Below are 18,266 nucleotides of genomic sequence, written 5' to 3'. Positions count from 1 at the left end.
TATGACTTTTTACGGGAATGATAATAATTTGGTGATAGAAGGAGACAGACAATGAATTTCAAGAAATGGACCATGCTCACCGCCCTTGCGGTAGCTCAGGTGGCCGCAGTAGCCCCTGTAGGAGCAGAAGCAGCATCAACAACCGTTCAATCCACCGATTCGGTTAGCGCACAGCAGGCTCAGGCCAATGTTGCTGATTCAGGCGTTCAGAATAGCATCGGAGATCAAGATGGAACTAGCACACAAAATGACACGGTGACACCTAATAACACAGGCGTATCCAATGATCCATTGACTGGCCTGCCTACGGATACAACCAACGGATCGAACGTTTCCAATGATGTATACGGTGGAGACGGAACGATCACCAATCCTGGTGGAGCTCCAACATCCATGGGTGCTAATCAATTGATTTTGTACTTAAACAGCGCGAAAATGGAACAAAACGGACAGGTGTACACAGCAACTCAGCCGATGACCGTGAAGGACGGAGTTTCCTATGTAGCTATCCGTTCACTTGTCAGCCGTGTCGGATTGCAGTTTAGTTATGACACTGCCACCAAAGAAACCGTAATCACACAAGGAACAAATGTCATGCGCTTCAAAACAGACAGCAAGGTTTATACGGTTAACGGTGAAGCCAGACAAATGAAGGGACCGGCTTTTCAGCAAAAGAACGTATTTATGGTGCCATTGACCTCGATTACACAGGCCTTAAATATTCCTTATACTGTGAATAATACGACTAAACAAGTTATCATGGATTTGAATCAGAAACCTAAAGCTTCCTTCACGGTTCAACAAAAAGATATCTATGCGGGCGAAACCCAAGTTACGTATTTGACGAAGGAATCTTCTCCTACAGGTCTTCCGATTGTGAACCAACGTTGGGAAGGTAAGCAGGACGTATTTCAGGAGCCGGGTACATATGTAGTTACCTATTCTGTTCTTGACTCTGCTGGGAACTGGAGTGATCCTTACTCAGTTACAATTACAGTAAGACCACCAAATCAACAGCCAGTGGCTCTGTTTACAACTGATAAAAAAGAGTACAAAATGGGTGAGAAAATCACCATTACCGACCTGAGTACAGATGATGAGAATGCGATCACTAAGCGTGATTGGGAGAATAAGAAACTTGCCTTCTTCCAACCAGGTGATGTAACAATCACACTCACCGTGACTGATAAGCACGGCGCAACAGGTACCAAAAGTGAAACAATTAAAATTACGAATGAATTGCTGTACAACGAAGATGATTTCAATAAAATCTTTACACCATATGGTGATAAATATACAGTAGACGGCAGTCAGGTGCCTACCATGGCTACCATTCCTTTGACTAGTACATCTTCACCGCGTCTTTTGATCCGTGCTAACAGCCCGGAACGTGTATTTCAGGATGGAATTGTGTATCAGGAAACCGGATCAGGCAGCACGCGCATACTCGTCCATCATGTGAATGAAACGGGTCGAGATGTGAAAATGTACGTGATTGCGACAAACAACAATATTACTGCTACCAACCTGAATGTCGAAAATTCCGGTTTTGCTGGACCATCTGAATTTGCAACGGCAGCGGGTAAAGTTTCAATTCAAAAATATTTTCAATCTATGATAGATGGAAGCAAACGTTCTAGTACGGTTCTGAATCCGGGTGAAAGCCGTATTATTTTGCAGGATTTGAACGAGAAAAAAATGAAACAAAAGCAGGTCATTTCTCTATTGTCCGATCTATACACGGATCAACCAATCCAATATACGGTTATTATGGTGGATGCGAATGCAGATCCTATGATCGTACTGCCTACACTGGCAAAACTGCCTAAGGACGGTATTCATAACCGTGGAACGTACGCTAATTCGGATATCTCGCTCAATTATACCGAAGAGGTTGGTAAAACAGCTCAACGTATCGTTCTTGGTGATAATAAGGTAGATCCGAACCTGATTGGTACGGACGGTCTGGACGGCTCTTCTGCTTCCAATGCCGGTAATTTTGGTGTTGTATATAAAGTTAAATTGGATCATGTAGCGCCGTATTCACTGATTACGTTCAACCCGCGTGGAGGCGAATATTCCGGCTATGCGATGGTAAACAATCAGGTTGTGGGTATCCCGACGAACGGCGCAGTATGGGCTCCAAATGAGATGAGTGTGCTGTATCGCACAGGGCATATCGAGGAAAGTGTAGAGATGTATTTCACTGCTGCTGCAGGAAGTAACTTGCCGGTTTCCGTAGTAGTTATGCCTTTGCCAGCTATTAAAAATTAATATGAAATAACCGGTGCTGTTTACCGGCTTAGACCTTGGGTCTCGTCATTCACCGTTTAAAAGTCGATGTCACTTGCAGAATATAGGCGTTCTCCTGCTGCGAATTTAATCGTAGCGCCGGAGAGCGTCTTTTTCTTATATATAGATCCGAATATCTCTTATAATATTGACTTTAATCGTGGTATAATAAATAGATGCAAGCCTAAGCCTGCATCAGAAAACCTGAAACTACAGACAGGGGAGGGTGAAACGCATGCTGACAAAGGATGAGATTATTGCAACAATGTCCGCTCAGGGGCTGCGTATTACAGATCAGCGCAAGACGTTGGCCACGTTATTTTCCGAGAATGAAGGGTATCTGTCCCCCAAAGACGTTTATGAATATATGGGTAAGAAGTACAGTGGACTTAGCTTTGATACGGTTTATCGTAATCTGCGTGTAATGCAGGAATTGGGTGTGTTGGAACAGGTATCTTTTGAGGATGGAATGAAGTTTAAGGTGAGCTGTAATGAGCATCATCACCATCACCATATGATTTGTTTGAGCTGTCAGAAAACATTACCGATTTCTTTTTGCCCAATGCAAATGACAGATACAACGGATCAATTCCAAATCGTCGAGCACAAGTTTGAAATTTTTGGTTATTGCAAAGATTGTCAACAGAAGAATGGGCATACTGACAGTAATTCGGATGGGGGATTCAGACAGACGAGCAGTCACACTCACAGCCACGGGGGCTACTGAAATGAAAATCACCACACGCAGAGTGGTACAGGCTCCGATTAAGTTCTATCGTTCCTATATTTCACCGTTAAAGCCGGCTACCTGCCGGTTCTATCCAACGTGTTCGGCGTACGCGCTGGAGGCGGTAGAGGTGCATGGTGCACTCAAAGGTTCATGGCTTGCTGCTAAGCGTATAGCCAAGTGCCATCCCTTTCATCCGGGCGGCGTAGATTTGGTTCCTCCTGCAAAAAAGGGAACAGATAGGTCTAGCGAAGATCGTTTGGCTACCCACTCCAAGAAGGGTCTGACTTGACAGCGCTATGCGGATTTGGTTATATTTTGGTTAATATTGTTTTCCTGCGAAGGGATGAGTAGGGTAAACCGTCCAGTACAGAGAGCCGGGGTTAGCTGCAAACCGGTCTGGAGCGAAGCCTGAATATGGTCCTGGAGGAACCTTTTTCGAGCGTATTTGCCACAGTTATTAGTGCTTGGGAGGCAAGCGTAAGGGGGAGGCGTGTTCCAGCGTTAATGGGCGGTCAGATGTGACCGGTGAAGCCTGTAGTCTGCGAGGATACAGGAAAATTGGGTGGTAACGCGTGAGGTGACTCTCGTCCCATAGGGGCGGGGGTCTTTTTTGTGCCCAATTTGTGCCAAATTCATGAATTGGAGTACCATCATGTCAGCAGATCTTATCGAGCTGCCGTGAACAAAACAGGAGGCAACACACATGTCCAATGAGAACACATTTTACATTACGACTCCGATCTATTATCCGAGCGACAAGCTACATATAGGTCATGCTTACACGACGGTTGCGGGAGATGCAATGGCCCGTTACAAGCGGCTACGTGGTTATGAAGTGCGCTATTTGACAGGAACGGATGAGCATGGTCAGAAGATTGAGCAGAAAGCGAGTGCAGCAGGCAAAACGCCGCAACGTTTCGTAGATGATATTGTGGCAGGTATTCAAGAACTGTGGCGGAAGCTCGACATTTCCAATGACGATTTTATCCGTACTACGGAGGAACGTCATAAGGCTGTCGTACAGGAAATTTTTGATCGTTTGCTGAAGCAAGGCGATATTTACAAGGGAGAATACGAAGGCTGGTACAGTATCCCTGACGAGACGTACTACACAGAAACTCAGCTGGTTGACGTGGTGAAGGACGCCGAAGGTAATGTGGCTGGAGGAAAAAGCCCGGATAGTGGACACCCTGTAGAACTGGTCAAGGAAGAGTGTTACTTTTTCCGTATGAGCAAGTATGCTGATCGGTTGCTGCAATTTTATGAAGAGAACCCACAGTTTATCCAGCCGGAATCACGTAAAAAAGAGATGATCAATAACTTCATCAAGCCGGGTCTGGAGGATTTGGCTGTATCACGTACTACCTTCGATTGGGGCATTAAGGTGAAGGGGGATCCGAAGCATGTCGTGTATGTGTGGATTGACGCACTTTCCAACTACATCACAGCCTTGGGTTATGGCTCTTCCAATACCGAGTTGTATGATAAATTCTGGCCTGCAAATGTGCATATCGTAGGTAAAGAGATTGTAAGGTTCCACACGATATATTGGCCGATCATGCTGATGGCGCTGGATCTTCCGTTGCCTAAAAAAGTATTTGCACATGGTTGGCTGCTCATGAAAGACGGTAAAATGTCGAAATCTAAAGGCAATGTTGTAGACCCGGTGACGTTGATTGACCGTTATGGTCTGGACCAACTTCGATACTACTTACTGCGTGAGGTGCCTTTTGGGGCAGACGGAACATTTACACCAGAAAGTTTTGTGGATCGAGTTAATTCGGATTTGGCAAATGATCTGGGCAACTTATTGAATCGTACCGTGGCGATGGTAGATAAATATCTTGATGGCAAGGTTCCGGCTTATGAAGCGAATGTAACAGCATTCGACGGAGCTTTGGAAGACATGGCAACATCGACTTATAGCAAAGTAGAAGAAGCCATGGAAAACATGGAGTTTTCCGTGGCATTAACGGCGATTAGCCAATTTATTAGCCGCAGCAACAAGTATATTGACGAGACGCAACCATGGAACTTGGCTAAGGATGAGGGAAAACGTCGCGAATTGTCATCTGTTATGTTGCATTTGGTAGAAAGCTTGCGCATCGCTTCCATCTTACTCCAGCCATTCTTAACCCGTGCTCCTCATAAAATTTGGGAACAGCTCGGTATTAGCCAAGGTGAGCTGACTACATGGGATAGCGGCAAGCAGTTTGGTTGTATTCCGGAAGGAACGCAGCTGGTCAAAGGTAATCCGATCTTCCCGCGTCTGGATTCAGAGCAAGAGGTTGCTTTTATCGTGGAAGCAATGACTGGGGGGAAGAAACCGGAAGAAGCTACAGCACAAGTTCAACCGCAGAATGCATCTGAGGCGAGCCAGGAAGCGCCGGAGGCAAAGGAAGAGATTGGTATTGAGGATTTTGCCAAGGTAGAACTGCGCGTTGCTCAGGTCGTCGCCTGCGAGCCTGTGAAGAAGGCCGATAAACTGTTGAAGCTCCAACTTGATCTTGGTTATGAGCAGCGGCAAGTAGTATCAGGGATTGCGAAGTTTTATACGCCTGAAGATATCATTGGACGCAAGGTGATCTGTGTGACCAATCTTAAGCCAGTAAAACTTCGGGGAGAGCTGTCGCAAGGTATGATTTTGGCAGCATCACATGGAGATCAGCTTACGCTGGCCACCGTACCGGAAGGTATGCCGAATGGTGCAGTTGTAAAGTAGTACGCTATGTAAAAATAAAAGAACGTAATGAGCGTATGTCCGGGAATCATTCTTCCTGGGCATGCGCTTTTTGGCTTGCATCATATTTTGCTCCCGCTACACGTATGTTTTAGTAGGCAGGGCTTGTTTGTTCGTGTTCACTTAAGACAGGTGGGAGGGTATACGATGACAAATATCAACGCCGGATTGGCGATCGTAGCCGGACTGGTTTCTTTTTTTTCACCGTGTTGTTTACCGCTGTATCCATCTTATTTATCGTATATGACAGGGATGTCTGCGCGTGAACTGGCTGAAGGACGGCACAAGGCCGAGGTTCGTTATCGTACGATGGGACATACACTTGCTTTTGTATTGGGATTTTCGGTCGTTTTCTATTCACTGGGTGCAAGTGTCGGGTTGCTTGGAGAATGGTTTGCTAATTATGGGGATACGCTAAGAGTGGTAGCAGGGTTACTTATTTTACTAATGGGACTGGTATCTCTTGGTGTGGTGCGTCCTTTGATTCTAATGAGGGAGCATAAGCTTCGCTGGACATGGAAGCCTGCCGGGTACGCCGGTTCCTTTGTGATCGGAATTGGGTTTGCGGCAGGCTGGTCGCCCTGTATCGGTCCCATGCTAACAGCTATTATCGCTTTGGCGGCAGTAGAGCATCACATTTGGTTCAAGCTGATTACAGGCTATGCGCTTGGCTTTGCGATTCCATTTTTTGTATTAGCTTTGCTGGCAGGCTCTGTTCGACTATCCTCTCGCTATACCTCCATCCTAATCAAAACAGGTGGCATACTACTTGTTATCACTGGCATTTTACTGGTAACAGATCATATGACTGATGTAACGCTATTTTTACAACGGATTACCCCAGATTGGATGCTAGTTATGTGAAATATTCAATACGACTTAAAGGGAAATGTTCAAAAATGCGCTCTGTGATAAACTCTCGTAGTGCATTTTGCTGTTCATCGGGATAAACATATTTGTTTTGTCCCCAGCGGCCCCATTTTTTCTTGCGTTTCTCTATGTCCATCTCCAGCTTGGTTTTCGGATAACGTTTCTCGATGACAGCTTTGGATGTTTTGGTGAAGCGATGCTGAATTAATTCGAACGTCAAATCTTTTGTAGCATGCTCGGGTAAGGTTTCTCCCAATTTGCGCAGCAACTCGCCGTAGCCTTCTCCCCAGCCGTCATACCAGATGATGGGTGCAATGATGAACCCCAGTGGATAACCGGCTCGTGCGATTTTGCCCGCGGCTTCAATACGTTCCTCGAAGCGTGAAGTTGCAGGTTCAAACTGTTTAATAACATAATCGGAATTAATGCTAAATCGGATGCGAGTATGACCATTATGTTTAATATCCAGCAATGGATCAACATGATGATATTTAGTAACAAAACGCAGACGACCAAATTCCTCATCTGCCATGAAACGAATCAAGTCTCCAAGCGTTCCGGTGATATGCTCCAAACCAACCGGATCGGAGGTACAAGCTGCTTCAAAACGGGTAATTTCAGGCGCACGCTCCTCGATATAAGCTTTAGCTGCTGATAAGATATCGTCAGTGTTGACATATACACGAATATACGGTTTTGCTCCCAAGGTTGTTTGTAAATAACAGTAGTGACAGTGCCCCATGCAACCAGTCGAAATGGGGATAGCGTATTCGGCAGAGGGCTTGGATTGGTCAAAAGTCAATGTTTTACGGATACCGACTACCAAAGTTTTTTTTGCCATTCGGTACTTTTCAACTTCGGTTTCACCTGGTAAATTGGTAATTCGGTTGTGAGAGGTAGTCATCCGATACGGAATATCCTTAGCTTTAACCCAATCCATAATACGCTGGCCCTTGTGATAATTCAGTGCGTCTGGCTCAAAAAACACCAGGTCAGGCAAAAATGGCTTGGTTCCTCTGGTTTGGACAGGAGTACGCTCAAGCGTAGACATGGCTAACGCTCCTTTCGAAATAAATCCACACTGCTCTGGTGTCCAACTTTAACATTTTGCCACAGAAATAAACCGATACAGGACGACGATATTAGTGTGCCCGGCTTAAATTGAACAAATCGTGGCAATAGCTGTGAGTGAAGGGATGAGACTTGCCAATGGGCAATGATAACATGTATCATTACATAGTAGGTTTAACGCAGGAAATGAAGGCGGTAAGCGCCCGTTCAATAACAGAAAAGAGGGAAACAAGTGCCAACGCCAAGCATGGAAGATTATTTGGAACGCATTTACCAACTGATTGATGAGAAGGGCTATGCTCGTGTCTCGGATATCGCAGAGGGGTTAGAGGTGCATCCTTCGTCTGTCACCAAAATGATTCAGAAGTTGGATAAGGACGATTATCTTGTATATGAGAAGTATCGGGGACTGATTTTGACACCGAAAGGGAAAAAGGTCGGCAAACGGTTGGTTGATCGCCATCAGTTATTAGAGCAATTTCTGGATATGATTGGGGTTGACAAGGACCTGATATATAAAGATGTGGAAGGTATTGAGCATCATCTGAGCTGGGATTCCATCACCCGTATCGAAACATTGGTCGAATATTTTCGCCGGGATGAAGATCGCTTGCGCCAGCTTCATGACATACACAAGGAATTGAGTGGAGATTCCTAAAAGCATCTGTCCTTACGGACGATGCTTTTTTATTTGTCCCGACCGCAACAAATATCCGGTTATTAGCGTCTATCCATTATATAGCAGGACAAGATAGGGGTTAAAATTAACAGGGTTAGCGGAGGATTGTAATAATATGAATCGAAAGAAAATAGTGGCGTTGGCTGCAGGTCTACTCTTAGCAGTGCAGACTGCCATCGTTCCTGGAGTTCAAGCAGCTCCAACTGGTGATATTGAAATTATATTGGACGGACAGTCCCTGCAAAGTGACGCGTCACCGTATATTGTACAGGGAGCCAATGTTACGATGGTTCCTTTGCGAGTGATTAGTGAGGGATTGGGCGCTCAGGTCAACTGGTCGGAATCGTCCGGTACGGTAACGATTACAGCACAGAACAAAAATATATCTATGGAGAACGGTGCACAAAGCGCTACAGTGAATGGCAAGTCAGTTCGACTGGATGCCTCTGCCCGTATGACAAGCGGGAGAGTCATGGTGCCACTGCGTTTTGTTGGGGAAGAGTTGGGATTAAAAGTAGATTGGCAAGCTTCAGAGCGAGTCATTACGTTAAGCAGTGGTAAGGAAGGTGTCTCTACTGGCGGGGACACTTCTGCGGGAAGCAGCGGCTCCATATCAGATACGTCTGCATCTAGCAATCAGGACAGTGTAAGTACAGATCAGGGAGCTATCGATGATGAGCAGGCGGTTGTCACTTCACCGTCAACGTCTACTAGTGAGAACGGTTCAAGTTCTTCACAGGCAACTGTTGTTCAGGTAAAGGCTTCAACTTCCATGCGTGGAGCATGGATTTCTACCATTAATGGAGATTGGCCTTCTTCCGCTGCCCGAAGTAGCTCCGAGAAGCAAAAGCAGGAGTTTACTAAAATGCTCGATGATTTGCAGGGGATGGGCATCAATGCGGTATTTGTTCAGGTTCGTGCCAGCGGTGATGCGCTCTATCCGTCGAGTCTCGTACCATGGAGCAAGTATTTGACCAACACCCAAGGTAAAAATCCAGGCTATGATCCCTTGAAATTTATGATTAGCGAATCGCATAAGCGAGGGATGGAATTTCATGCTTGGTTTAATCCATTCCGTGCGAATTCTACAGGAACAACCAGCGGTTTGGCTGCAAACCATGTGGCTAATCAACACCCGGACTGGATTGTTAAGAATGGTAGCCAATTGTACATCAATCCAGGAATTCCGGCTGCACGTCAGCATGTTATTGCGGCGATTATGGAGGTCGTGAACGGATATGATATTGACGGCGTCCATTTGGACGATTATTTTTATCCTTACAGCGGGACTTTTGATGATGATGCGACCTTCAGAGCATATAATGCCAACAAAATCTCTAACAAGGGCGACTGGCGGAGAGATAATGTGAACAGTTTTGTCCGCGATTTGGGCAAAAGCATTCATGGCAGCAAGTCTAAAGTTCAATTTGGAATTAGTCCTTTTGGGGTATGGCGTAACAAATCTCAGGATTTAACGGGTTCAGACACGAAGGCAGGCGTTACAGCGTATGATACGACGTTTGCGGATGTAAGAACCTGGATTAACAAAGAATGGATTGATTATGTAGCTCCACAAATTTACTGGAGTATCGGTTTCCCGGCGGCGGGATATGACAAGCTTGTCGCATGGTGGTCCAATGAGGTCAAAAACACAGATGTTAAGCTGTATATCGGTCATTCTCCGTATAAGATCGGCACCCCTGAAAAGGGCTGGCAAACGGCTCAAGAGCTAATTAAGCAGCTTGAACTGAACGAAGATTATAAACAGGTCAAAGGGGATATTTACTTTAGTGCACAGCATTTGCGTAAAAATCCATACGGACTCATTCAACTTCTTCAAAATTATTATCAAATGTGATATAAATTGGATCATATAGGTTCTATTTGGGCCTCCGTTCTCATAGATAAGCAGTAGAACTGCTTACTCCCAAGAGAACGGAGGTTTTTTGATCTATGCTGATCAATGCTGTGTTCCAGGGTGGAGGGGTTAAGGGAATTTCGCTGGCGGGTGCAGTTAAGGCTGCGGAGGAGCATGGAATTGTATTCAATCGTTTGGCAGGTACATCATCAGGTTCTATTGTAGCTGCTTTATTGGCGGCGGGATACTCTGCGGATGAAATGAAAGCCGTAATTGAGAAAACCCCCTTGGTCAAGTTGTTACGACGTTCTCCAGTGTTCAATATTAAGTGGGTTGGACCAGCAGCTCGTATCTTTCTTAAAAAAGGGCTCTACTCAGGGGAGGCACTGGAGCACTGGGTACGTGAGCTGTTACGAGCTAAGGGAGTGCGTACGTTCGCGGATTTACCTCCTGGCAAATTGCGCATTATTGCATCAGATATTACAAATGGACGCATTCTGGTGCTTCCTGAGGATATCAAACGTTTTGGTATCAATCCCTCTTCACTGGAGGTAGCTAAAGCCATTCGGATGAGCACAAGTATCCCTTATTTTTTTGATCCTGTTATGTTAAGGCTTGATTCTGCACTTGCCAAGGGAAAGACTTTTTCTCAGCAATTTGTATTTGTAGTTGATGGGGCTTTACTAAGCAATTTGCCTTTGTGGCTTTTTGATGAGCCTGTAAATGAACGTGAGGCCAAAACGATTCCAACTGTAGGGTTTCAAATGGTAGGCAAAACGGGTACGGAGACCAAAGTTTCTTATATACGGGGTCCATTGACCATGCTGCAGGCTATTTTTGATACCATGCTATCAGCACACGATGAGCGATATATTGAGCAGGAGAATCGGTATCGGACGATTAAGATTCCAACATTGGGTATCCGCACCGCACAATTTAATATTTCTACAGAGCAGAGTGATTTGTTGTATGCTTCCGGTGTGCAGGCAGGGGATGCTTTTTTCCACAAATGGAGCATTACTTCTTACCAGCAGCAGTATAGCAAGTATCAATTGATGAAGGATACCATGTATGCTATGAAATAAACACTAACTCGCAGTTAAAGTTAATTTAAAAGGGTGTAAAAAAGGAGCCTCTTCCCGGTCATATTTGAATACGCGGGTGATGGCTCCTTTGTGCTACATTTTAAAGGATGTGATTATCATTAATGATATTTAGGTTGTTCTTCTTCATTTTTTCCCTTGGAACCCTCAATCACATGAAAAGGATACGCTTTGCGCTTGCCTGTAGTTTGCTGCCTACGTGCGTTGGCTGTTTTGGCCATGGTGCGCACAGAGGGTTTGATTTTGGGAGTACGGCTACGTTGTCCTGGCAGGTATTTGTATAGCAGAAATATAACTGCAAAAACAAGGACGGGAATTAGTAAACTTATGAGAAAGCCCCAGCTTCCTCTCCATAGCATATCCACAATCCCATATGCACCCAAAGCAAGGGTAAGCCAGAAAATAACGGCATGTCTGTTCATTATTCACTCATCCTTTCACAGGATCAAGGACCGGACTGTTGAAGGTCTCCTTTACAGGTACATTTTCCAACTCAGCATCCAATTCAAGCATACGCTTAAATGAGGCAATAGATACCTCCACTTGATCATCAGTCGGTTCTTTGGTGGTAAGTAGTTGCAACCACAGACCAGGGTAACCTAAATAACGAAGTACCGGAATTTCACGAAGGGCATTGGTTAGCTTGAGGAATTCAAAAGAAAGCCCCAGTACGATCGGAAGTAGTAAAAGCCGTTGCCCCATACGTTCCCATAGACTATCGTAGGTAAATAAGGAATAGACAAGCACCCCGATGATCACAGTCAGCATAATAAAGCTACTACCACAGCGGTAATGTAGACGACTGTATTTCTGTACATTGGCCGGAGTTAGTTCTTCCCCAGCTTCGAATGCAGTAATTACTTTATGCTCTGCACCATGATATTGAAACAATCGTTTAATTAACGGGGTTTGGGAAATACCCCACAAATAAGCCAGTAACAGAATCAGCTTAATAGCTCCTTCTGCGAGGTTATGCAAAATTTGGCTGTGAAACAAGCTACCGAACAGGAAATTCTCTACAATAACCGGAACGAGAGTCAATACAATTTTGCCAAACAGGAATGACAAAATACCGACCGCCGCCACACCGATCATCATACTCAGACTCCAGCGAGATTCTTCTTTTTTCTTTTGCTCAGCGCGTTCTTCCGGATCTACTTCATCATCAGCATACGCATCGGCTGAATAGTTTAAATGCTTGGTACCTTTGGCGCTGGAGTCGATGATGCTTACAATCCCCCGCAATAAAGGAATTCTGCGGAATTTGGATACCCAGGATTGCTCCTTGCGTGGTACTTCCAAATATGTGATTTCGCCAGTTTTGCGGCGAACTGCCGTGACATTGACACGCTTGCCGCCGAACATGACACCTTCAATAACTGCCTGACCACCATAGCTCACAGGCTTGGATGCTTGTGACAACCGTCTCACCTCTCTTAATACATGCTTTTTTGTATATTGTATCGAATTTGGAAGGGAATATCTAGTTAGTTGAAACTGGTGTAACCACAGGCTTATAAAAAAAGCATTTATGGAGCGTCAGACTGCTCACATAAATGCTAATCATTATAAAACCGAATGAATATTTGGAAACAACCTATTGCGTAATCGCCCCGACAACCTGGTCAACCAGCCCTTTTGAAGAGAGAGGGCCGCCAAACGTCCATGTCGTACCGCTCAGTGAATAGGTACGTTTTTCTTTAACGAAATTTAGACCGTTCCAAACCGAATTATTTTTCATAGGTGCGCCGAAAACATTATCGTCCGGCTGCACAATATAGATAAAGTTGCTATCCTGAACGGCAGACAGAGCTTCAATGCCTACAGTTGAAAAGCCATACTGTTCAACTTTGCTCGGTTTCCAATCATTAATCATACCGATCTTCGCCAGTGTTGCCACGACGACTGAATTATCCGAAAACATACGGAGGCTGGCCGCATTTTGCGAAGTGAAAGCCTGTGTCAGTATATAATGATAATCCGACTTGCCAGCAGCGGCGAGCTTTTCTTTGGCTTCAGCATAATGCTGATCCAGTTCGGCAAGCACCTGCTTAGCTTTGTCTTCTTTTCCAAGAGCGACTGCGATGCTATTAAAAATTTCTACCATTTTATCATGATCGTAGCCGTTACCATCGTTCAGATTATATTCGATTGTCGGAGCGATGGCCTTGAGTTGATCATAGATAGCTTCATTCCCATCAACATTGGAAATGATCAGATCCGGCTTCAATGCAGCAATCGCCTCCAGGTTCGGCTCGTTACGCGTACCGACATCGACCACGCTGCTGTCCAGAGCCGCCTCCGGTGTCACATACACCTTGTAGTTGGCATTGTCAGCATTACCAACTGGCTGAACGCCCAATGCAATCAAATCCTCTGTAAATGTCCATTCCAGTACTACGACACGCTGTGCGGGCTTGCTGAGCGTGATCTCACCACGATTATGCTTTACCGTCACAGGACCGGTCGCTGTGTCAGTCGGTTTGCTACCCGACGTGGGTGCCTGATCTTTATCCGATGCTTTGTCGGCTGCTCCGCAACCTGCCAAAGTGAGCGTAAAAACCATTAATAATAAAATGCCAATTAGTCCCTTTTTCATAGAAGCATTCTCCCGTATATGTTTTAGAAAATGATAATGATTATCATTTTCATCATTATATTATGATAGAGGATTGAAATTTTGTCAATGCAAAACGCTTAACTGGTAAGCTGCTATTATTCTGCTTTCCGGTTCATTGTTAAACGATCCTCCTTTTGAGCATACTACCTAGCAAAATGGGAATGCAGAATCCGTTGGAAGTACATGCATTTCCGATTGCAATAGTCTTTACCATGAAAAAAGTTTGCATCTTGAAAGGGGATTAAACAACATGAGTGAAACCTACTCTATACCCAAGATAGGCCATGAACAGGAGCAGTCTCGCGAATCTCAGGATCAACGTAATCATAACGACAGTGGTGGAGGCAGTCAGCAGTCAGGCAAAATACATACGCCTCTCATTCCTTTTGCACTTGAGTTGGGTTTTTTTGCGGGTTTGCTCTGGGGATTGCTGCGCTGGCTGTTTTATAAATTGCACTTTACGGTAGTAGCGCCTGGCTTTCTCGCAGAGCCTTTTTTCAAGCATTCGTTTATGAACACCATGGCGGGGCACCTGGTAGGGCTACTGTTTTTTATTGCATTATCCGTCGTAGCTTCACTGGTGTACACTCTGTTGCTGCGCAGATTTAAGGGTCCTTTACCCGGAATTGTATATGGCCTGATTTGGTGGGTTGTTTTATTTGTATTAACAGGTCCTAAGCTAGGGATGATGAATCCTCCTAATCGGTTAACATGGAATTCCTTATATACGGAAATTTGTGTGTTTATGCTGTGGGGATTATTTATCGGATATACGGTTGCTGTCGAGTATACGGATGAAAGAAAGCGCGAGCCTGAGAAAGCTGAGGGCTGAACGTAACAAAAACTTCTCAAGCGCCTATTCCCTGTGTTAAAATAGCATTTGGTTATTTGACAGAGGGGAGCGGAATGAAAGATGAAGAATGACCGGGTGTTAAAGCTGCGGCAGGCGCTGGGCGAGCATAATCTGCGGGCTATGCTAATTACTAGCCCTGTCAATCGTCGATATTTGACAGGCTTCACAGGTTCGGCGGGTTATGTGCTGATTACGGAATCCCATAGCTATTTGCTGACTGACTTTCGTTATATGACGCAAGCGACCGAACAAGCCGAAGGCTTCACGGTGGTGCAGCACGCTGCACAGGTCATGGAAACGGTGAAAGAATTGCTGTCTTCCCATCAGATCAGCGAAACAGGCTTCGAGCAAGATGCGGTAACTGTTGCGACGCATAAAGCTTATAGCGAAGATTTGTCACCTATTTCACTGGTTCCGGTGTCGGGCATTGTGGAGAAGTTAAGAGTGTACAAGGATGCAGAAGAGCTGGAAGTAATGCAGCGGGCAGCGGATTTGGCAGATGCTACATTTGCGCACATTTTACCTTACATCAAGCCAGGTGTCAGCGAGCGTGAGCTGGATCTGGAAATGGAATTCTTCATGCGCAAGCAGGGAGCTACATCATCTTCATTTGACACAATTGTGGCTTCCGGGGTTCGTTCGGCATTGCCCCATGGCGTAGCCAGTGCTAAGTTAGTACAAGCAGGCGAGCTGATTACGTTTGATTTTGGTGCGTTGCTGGATGGCTACTGCTCTGATTTGACACGTACAGTGGCTACACAAGGGGATTTGGCGCCCCAGTTGCGCGAAATCTACGATATTGTACTTAAGGCGCAGCTTCACGCACTCGAACATATTAAGCCGGGCATGACAGGCCGTGAAGCGGATGCACTGACCCGGGATATTATTGCGAGCCATGGCTATGGAGACAATTTCGGGCACAGTACAGGTCATGGTCTGGGTCTTGAAGTACATGAATCTACACGTCTGTCGAAGGCGAGTGATGATATTCTGGAGCCGGGTATGGTGGTAACGGTCGAGCCAGGTATCTATGTCCCTGGATTGGGCGGTGTACGGATCGAGGATGATATCGTTATTACAGATAGCGGCATCAAAGTATTAACACATTCGAGCAAAGAATTTACAGTCGTTTAATAACGATAACAGTCCTGTAGGAGGGGTATTTTAGTGATTAACGTTAATGATTTTAAAACAGGTTTGACCGTCGAGGTAGACGGAGATATTTTTACGGTGCTGGATTTCCAACACGTAAAACCGGGTAAAGGTGCAGCATTCGTACGCTCCAAGTTGAAAAACTTGCGTAACGGTAACACCGTTGAACGTACATTCCGTGCGGGTGAAACGATCGGTCGGGCACAAATCGAAAATCGTGGTGTATCTTATCTGTACGCTAGTGCAGACGACCATACATTCATGGATAATGAAACATATGATCAATTCACATTGTCCAGCGATCAACTGAAATGGGAGCTTAACTTCCTGAAAGAAAACATGAATGTAAATATCGTCAGCTATAACGGCGAAATTCTGGGTATTAACCTGCCTACAAGCGTGGAACTGAAAGTAATCGAAACAGAGCCAGGCATTAAAGGTAATACGGCTACAGGTGCTACCAAAAATGCCAAACTGGAAACGGGTTTGAATGTTCAAGTTCCTTTGTTCATTAACCAAGATGACGTATTGTTGATTGATACACGTGACGGCAAATACATGTCTCGCGCATAAAATTTGCAACTTTTAGATTTCCTCTGTCCTTTTTAAGGGCAGGGGATATTTTTATAAGCACTAATATTAAAAAACATTGGCTCCACACAGCACTTTCGTATTATACTGAACTAAAGTTATGCCGCAGGATGTCACGTTCAGTCGTTTGGTGCCATCTCAAGGTTACATACTGTTGAGTCTGAGGGAGTGAATATCGTTGTCTTTGTATGTCATGAAATTCGGAGGCAGTTCCGTCGGTGACACGGAGCGCATGAAGCGCGTGGCAAAACGCGTTGTTGAGAAACAGAGTGAAGGGCATCAATGTGTAGTGGTTGTTTCCGCAATGGGAGACACGACAGACGAACTGATTGACCAGGCCAAATTGTTGAATGAGCAGTTGCCTGCACGTGAGTTGGATATGTTGATGACGACAGGTGAGCAAATTTCAATCGCCTTATTGTCGATGGCTATTCAGCAGTTGGGTCATGAAGCGGTATCGTTTACGGGATGGCAGGCTGGTTTCCGTACTGAATCTGACTTTGGTCGAGCACGGATTACGGACATTCAACCTCAGCGTGTGCTGGATGCACTGAGCAGCAACAAGATCGTTGTTGTAGCTGGTTTCCAAGGGATGTCTGCAGAGGGAGACATTACGACGCTGGGACGTGGTGGCTCTGATACGACGGCCGTTGCGCTGGCGGCGGCGATTCAAGCGGATGCTTGCGAAATTTACACGGATGTGGACGGTATATATTCAACAGATCCACGGATCGTAAAAGTGGCTCGTAAGCTAAAAGAAATTTCTTATGATGAAATGCTGGAATTAGCCAATCTGGGTGCAGCTGTATTGCATCCTCGTGCGGTAGAATATGCCAAACATAACCGGGTACCGTTGATTGTGCGGTCCAGTTTTAACCATAATGAAGGAACGGTCGTAAAGGAGGATGCAGTAATGGAACAGGGCGTTGTAGTCAGTGGGATTGCATATGATAAAAATGTAGCAAGAATCAGTATTTTGGGCGTCGCCGATATCCCCGGTGTACTGGCGAAAGTATTCGGAACACTGGCGGCAGCTAAAATTGATGTTGACATTATTGTACAGAGCGGGGTCGAAGCTGGTAAAGCGGATTTCTCCTTTACAGTAGCTCTGACGGATCGTGAAGCAGCACTGAAGACGCTGGAAGGTATTCGCGGAGAGCTTCCATACCGTGAAGTAACGTCTGAGGAAAATCTGGTGAAGGTATCCATTGTAGGTGCAGGAATGGTTAGCCATCCAGGTGTTGCTGCGCAAATGTTTGCCGTACTGGCAGAGCAAGGCGTTAGCATTAAAATGGTAAGCACATCTGAAATCAAAGTATCGTGTGTAATTGAAGCGGGTAAGCTTCATGAGGTTATTCAGGCGTTGCATACAGCTTATAACCTGGACACCGAGGAGCAAGCGTTTGTGGGTGGACCGCAAGACCGTCGTTAATAACTGCAACGTGATCTAGACATGAATATGTCTAATGTGAACGATGCTATGACAGGTAAAGGTTGACACATTATAAGTCCTCTATTTATAGTTTGATAAATCATAGAATACAGCAGTAGGTTAAGAGGTTGTTCCATCAGTGAGAGTTAGACTGAGGGGCAGCCTCTTTTTTGCTGAATCTATCTTTTCTACCCAAGGGTATCCCTTAGCCGACAAGGCTTTGAGAGGCCCTTTTTTATTTGTGCGAATTAGAGAATGGTGCTTTAACAAGCGGG

The 18,266-nt window shown here is 45.3% G+C and carries 16 protein-coding genes; 12 read left to right on the top strand and 4 right to left on the bottom strand.

What is annotated here, in order from left to right:
* The first annotated feature begins 51 nt into the window (after positions 1-51).
* From NLX78_RS06770 to NLX78_RS06750, 5 genes are all read left to right on the top strand, one after another.
* Positions 52-2,274 (top strand): copper amine oxidase N-terminal domain-containing protein, encoded by a 2,223-nt coding sequence (locus NLX78_RS06770; protein ID WP_254349968.1) that lies wholly within the window; start codon positions 52-54, stop codon positions 2,272-2,274.
* Between the two features lie 253 nt (positions 2,275-2,527).
* Positions 2,528-3,019, top strand: coding sequence for a Fur family transcriptional regulator (locus NLX78_RS06765; protein WP_013310843.1), 492 nt, complete (start codon positions 2,528-2,530; stop codon positions 3,017-3,019).
* A 1-nt stretch (position 3,020) separates the two neighbouring features.
* Positions 3,021-3,311, top strand: coding sequence for a membrane protein insertion efficiency factor YidD (yidD, locus tag NLX78_RS06760; protein WP_061829057.1), 291 nt, complete (start codon positions 3,021-3,023; stop codon positions 3,309-3,311).
* Positions 3,312-3,725: 414 nt separating this feature from the next.
* Entirely contained in the window at positions 3,726-5,744 is a 2,019-nt protein-coding gene (gene metG, locus NLX78_RS06755; protein ID WP_254349967.1) for a methionine--tRNA ligase, read from the top strand.
* Positions 5,745-5,909: 165 nt separating this feature from the next.
* Positions 5,910-6,626 (top strand): cytochrome c biogenesis CcdA family protein, encoded by a 717-nt coding sequence (locus tag NLX78_RS06750; RefSeq protein ID WP_250262059.1) that lies wholly within the window; start codon positions 5,910-5,912, stop codon positions 6,624-6,626.
* Here the strand turns inward: NLX78_RS06750 and splB are convergent.
* Positions 6,619-7,683, bottom strand: coding sequence for a spore photoproduct lyase (splB, locus tag NLX78_RS06745; protein WP_254349966.1), 1,065 nt, complete (start codon positions 7,681-7,683; stop codon positions 6,619-6,621). The genes NLX78_RS06750 and splB overlap by 8 nt on opposite strands.
* A 252-nt stretch (positions 7,684-7,935) precedes the next feature.
* On the opposite strand from splB, the gene mntR reads away from it, so the two are divergent.
* The 3 genes from mntR (at position 7,936) to NLX78_RS06730 (ending at position 11,325) form a co-directional block, all read left to right on the top strand.
* The gene (mntR, locus tag NLX78_RS06740) at positions 7,936-8,361 is read left to right on the top strand and encodes a transcriptional regulator MntR (RefSeq protein ID WP_007430946.1); all 426 of its coding nucleotides are present in this window, start codon (positions 7,936-7,938) and stop codon (positions 8,359-8,361) included.
* 136 nt (positions 8,362-8,497) lie between these two features.
* Positions 8,498-10,240, top strand: a complete 1,743-nt coding sequence (locus tag NLX78_RS06735; RefSeq protein WP_254349965.1) for a family 10 glycosylhydrolase — start codon at positions 8,498-8,500, stop codon at positions 10,238-10,240.
* A gap of 95 nt (positions 10,241-10,335) precedes the next feature.
* Positions 10,336-11,325 carry a patatin-like phospholipase family protein gene (locus NLX78_RS06730; protein WP_039270925.1) on the top strand — a complete coding sequence of 330 codons (990 nt, stop codon included), beginning with the start codon at positions 10,336-10,338 and terminating at the stop codon, positions 11,323-11,325.
* Positions 11,326-11,444: 119 nt separating this feature from the next.
* Here NLX78_RS06730 and NLX78_RS06725 read toward each other — a convergent pair whose 3' ends face one another.
* The 3 genes from NLX78_RS06725 to NLX78_RS06715 form a co-directional block, all read right to left on the bottom strand.
* Positions 11,445-11,765, bottom strand: coding sequence for a hypothetical protein (locus NLX78_RS06725; RefSeq protein WP_254349964.1), 321 nt, complete (start codon positions 11,763-11,765; stop codon positions 11,445-11,447).
* A gap of 7 nt (positions 11,766-11,772) precedes the next feature.
* Positions 11,773-12,765 (bottom strand): DUF1385 domain-containing protein, encoded by a 993-nt coding sequence (locus NLX78_RS06720; protein WP_039270928.1) that lies wholly within the window; start codon positions 12,763-12,765, stop codon positions 11,773-11,775.
* Between the two features lie 175 nt (positions 12,766-12,940).
* A complete protein-coding gene (locus NLX78_RS06715) occupies positions 12,941-13,942 on the bottom strand; it encodes an ABC transporter substrate-binding protein (RefSeq protein ID WP_254349963.1) in 1,002 nt (333 codons plus the stop codon).
* Between the two features lie 271 nt (positions 13,943-14,213).
* On the opposite strand from NLX78_RS06715, the gene NLX78_RS06710 reads away from it, so the two are divergent.
* The 4 genes from NLX78_RS06710 (at position 14,214) to NLX78_RS06695 (ending at position 17,991) form a co-directional block, all read left to right on the top strand.
* Positions 14,214-14,795 carry a YqhR family membrane protein gene (locus tag NLX78_RS06710; RefSeq protein WP_254349962.1) on the top strand — a complete coding sequence of 194 codons (582 nt, stop codon included), beginning with the start codon at positions 14,214-14,216 and terminating at the stop codon, positions 14,793-14,795.
* A gap of 81 nt (positions 14,796-14,876) precedes the next feature.
* On the top strand, positions 14,877-15,950 hold the full coding sequence (locus NLX78_RS06705; RefSeq protein WP_061829060.1) for a M24 family metallopeptidase: 1,074 nt from the start codon (positions 14,877-14,879) through the stop codon (positions 15,948-15,950).
* A 33-nt stretch (positions 15,951-15,983) separates the two neighbouring features.
* Positions 15,984-16,541: an elongation factor P gene (gene efp / locus NLX78_RS06700; RefSeq protein ID WP_029517249.1), complete on the top strand. Its 558-nt coding sequence runs from the start codon at positions 15,984-15,986 to the stop codon at positions 16,539-16,541.
* 196 nt (positions 16,542-16,737) lie between these two features.
* Positions 16,738-17,991, top strand: coding sequence for an aspartate kinase (locus tag NLX78_RS06695; protein ID WP_028540593.1), 1,254 nt, complete (start codon positions 16,738-16,740; stop codon positions 17,989-17,991).
* Positions 17,992-18,266 lie beyond the last annotated feature (275 nt).

The sequence above is a fragment of the Paenibacillus sp. Lou8.1 genome (genome assembly GCF_024213565.1).
Lineage (GTDB): Bacteria > Bacillota > Bacilli > Paenibacillales > Paenibacillaceae > Paenibacillus > Paenibacillus polymyxa_B.
Note: the sequence above shows the minus strand (reverse complement) of the source record. Positions and strands in the feature narration are given on the sequence as shown.

Coding starts and splice junctions, on each gene's coding strand:
- NLX78_RS06770 (WP_254349968.1), top strand. CDS start 52: ATGAATTTCAAGAAATGGACCATGCTCACCGCCCTTGCGGTAGCTCAG.
- NLX78_RS06765 (WP_013310843.1), top strand. CDS start 2,528: ATGCTGACAAAGGATGAGATTATTGCAACAATGTCCGCTCAGGGGCTG.
- yidD (WP_061829057.1), top strand. CDS start 3,021: ATGAAAATCACCACACGCAGAGTGGTACAGGCTCCGATTAAGTTCTAT.
- metG (WP_254349967.1), top strand. CDS start 3,726: ATGTCCAATGAGAACACATTTTACATTACGACTCCGATCTATTATCCG.
- NLX78_RS06750 (WP_250262059.1), top strand. CDS start 5,910: ATGACAAATATCAACGCCGGATTGGCGATCGTAGCCGGACTGGTTTCT.
- splB (WP_254349966.1), bottom strand. CDS start 7,683: ATGTCTACGCTTGAGCGTACTCCTGTCCAAACCAGAGGAACCAAGCCA.
- NLX78_RS06735 (WP_254349965.1), top strand. CDS start 8,498: ATGAATCGAAAGAAAATAGTGGCGTTGGCTGCAGGTCTACTCTTAGCA.
- NLX78_RS06730 (WP_039270925.1), top strand. CDS start 10,336: ATGCTGATCAATGCTGTGTTCCAGGGTGGAGGGGTTAAGGGAATTTCG.
- NLX78_RS06725 (WP_254349964.1), bottom strand. CDS start 11,765: ATGAACAGACATGCCGTTATTTTCTGGCTTACCCTTGCTTTGGGTGCA.
- NLX78_RS06715 (WP_254349963.1), bottom strand. CDS start 13,942: ATGAAAAAGGGACTAATTGGCATTTTATTATTAATGGTTTTTACGCTC.
- NLX78_RS06710 (WP_254349962.1), top strand. CDS start 14,214: ATGAGTGAAACCTACTCTATACCCAAGATAGGCCATGAACAGGAGCAG.
- NLX78_RS06705 (WP_061829060.1), top strand. CDS start 14,877: ATGAAGAATGACCGGGTGTTAAAGCTGCGGCAGGCGCTGGGCGAGCAT.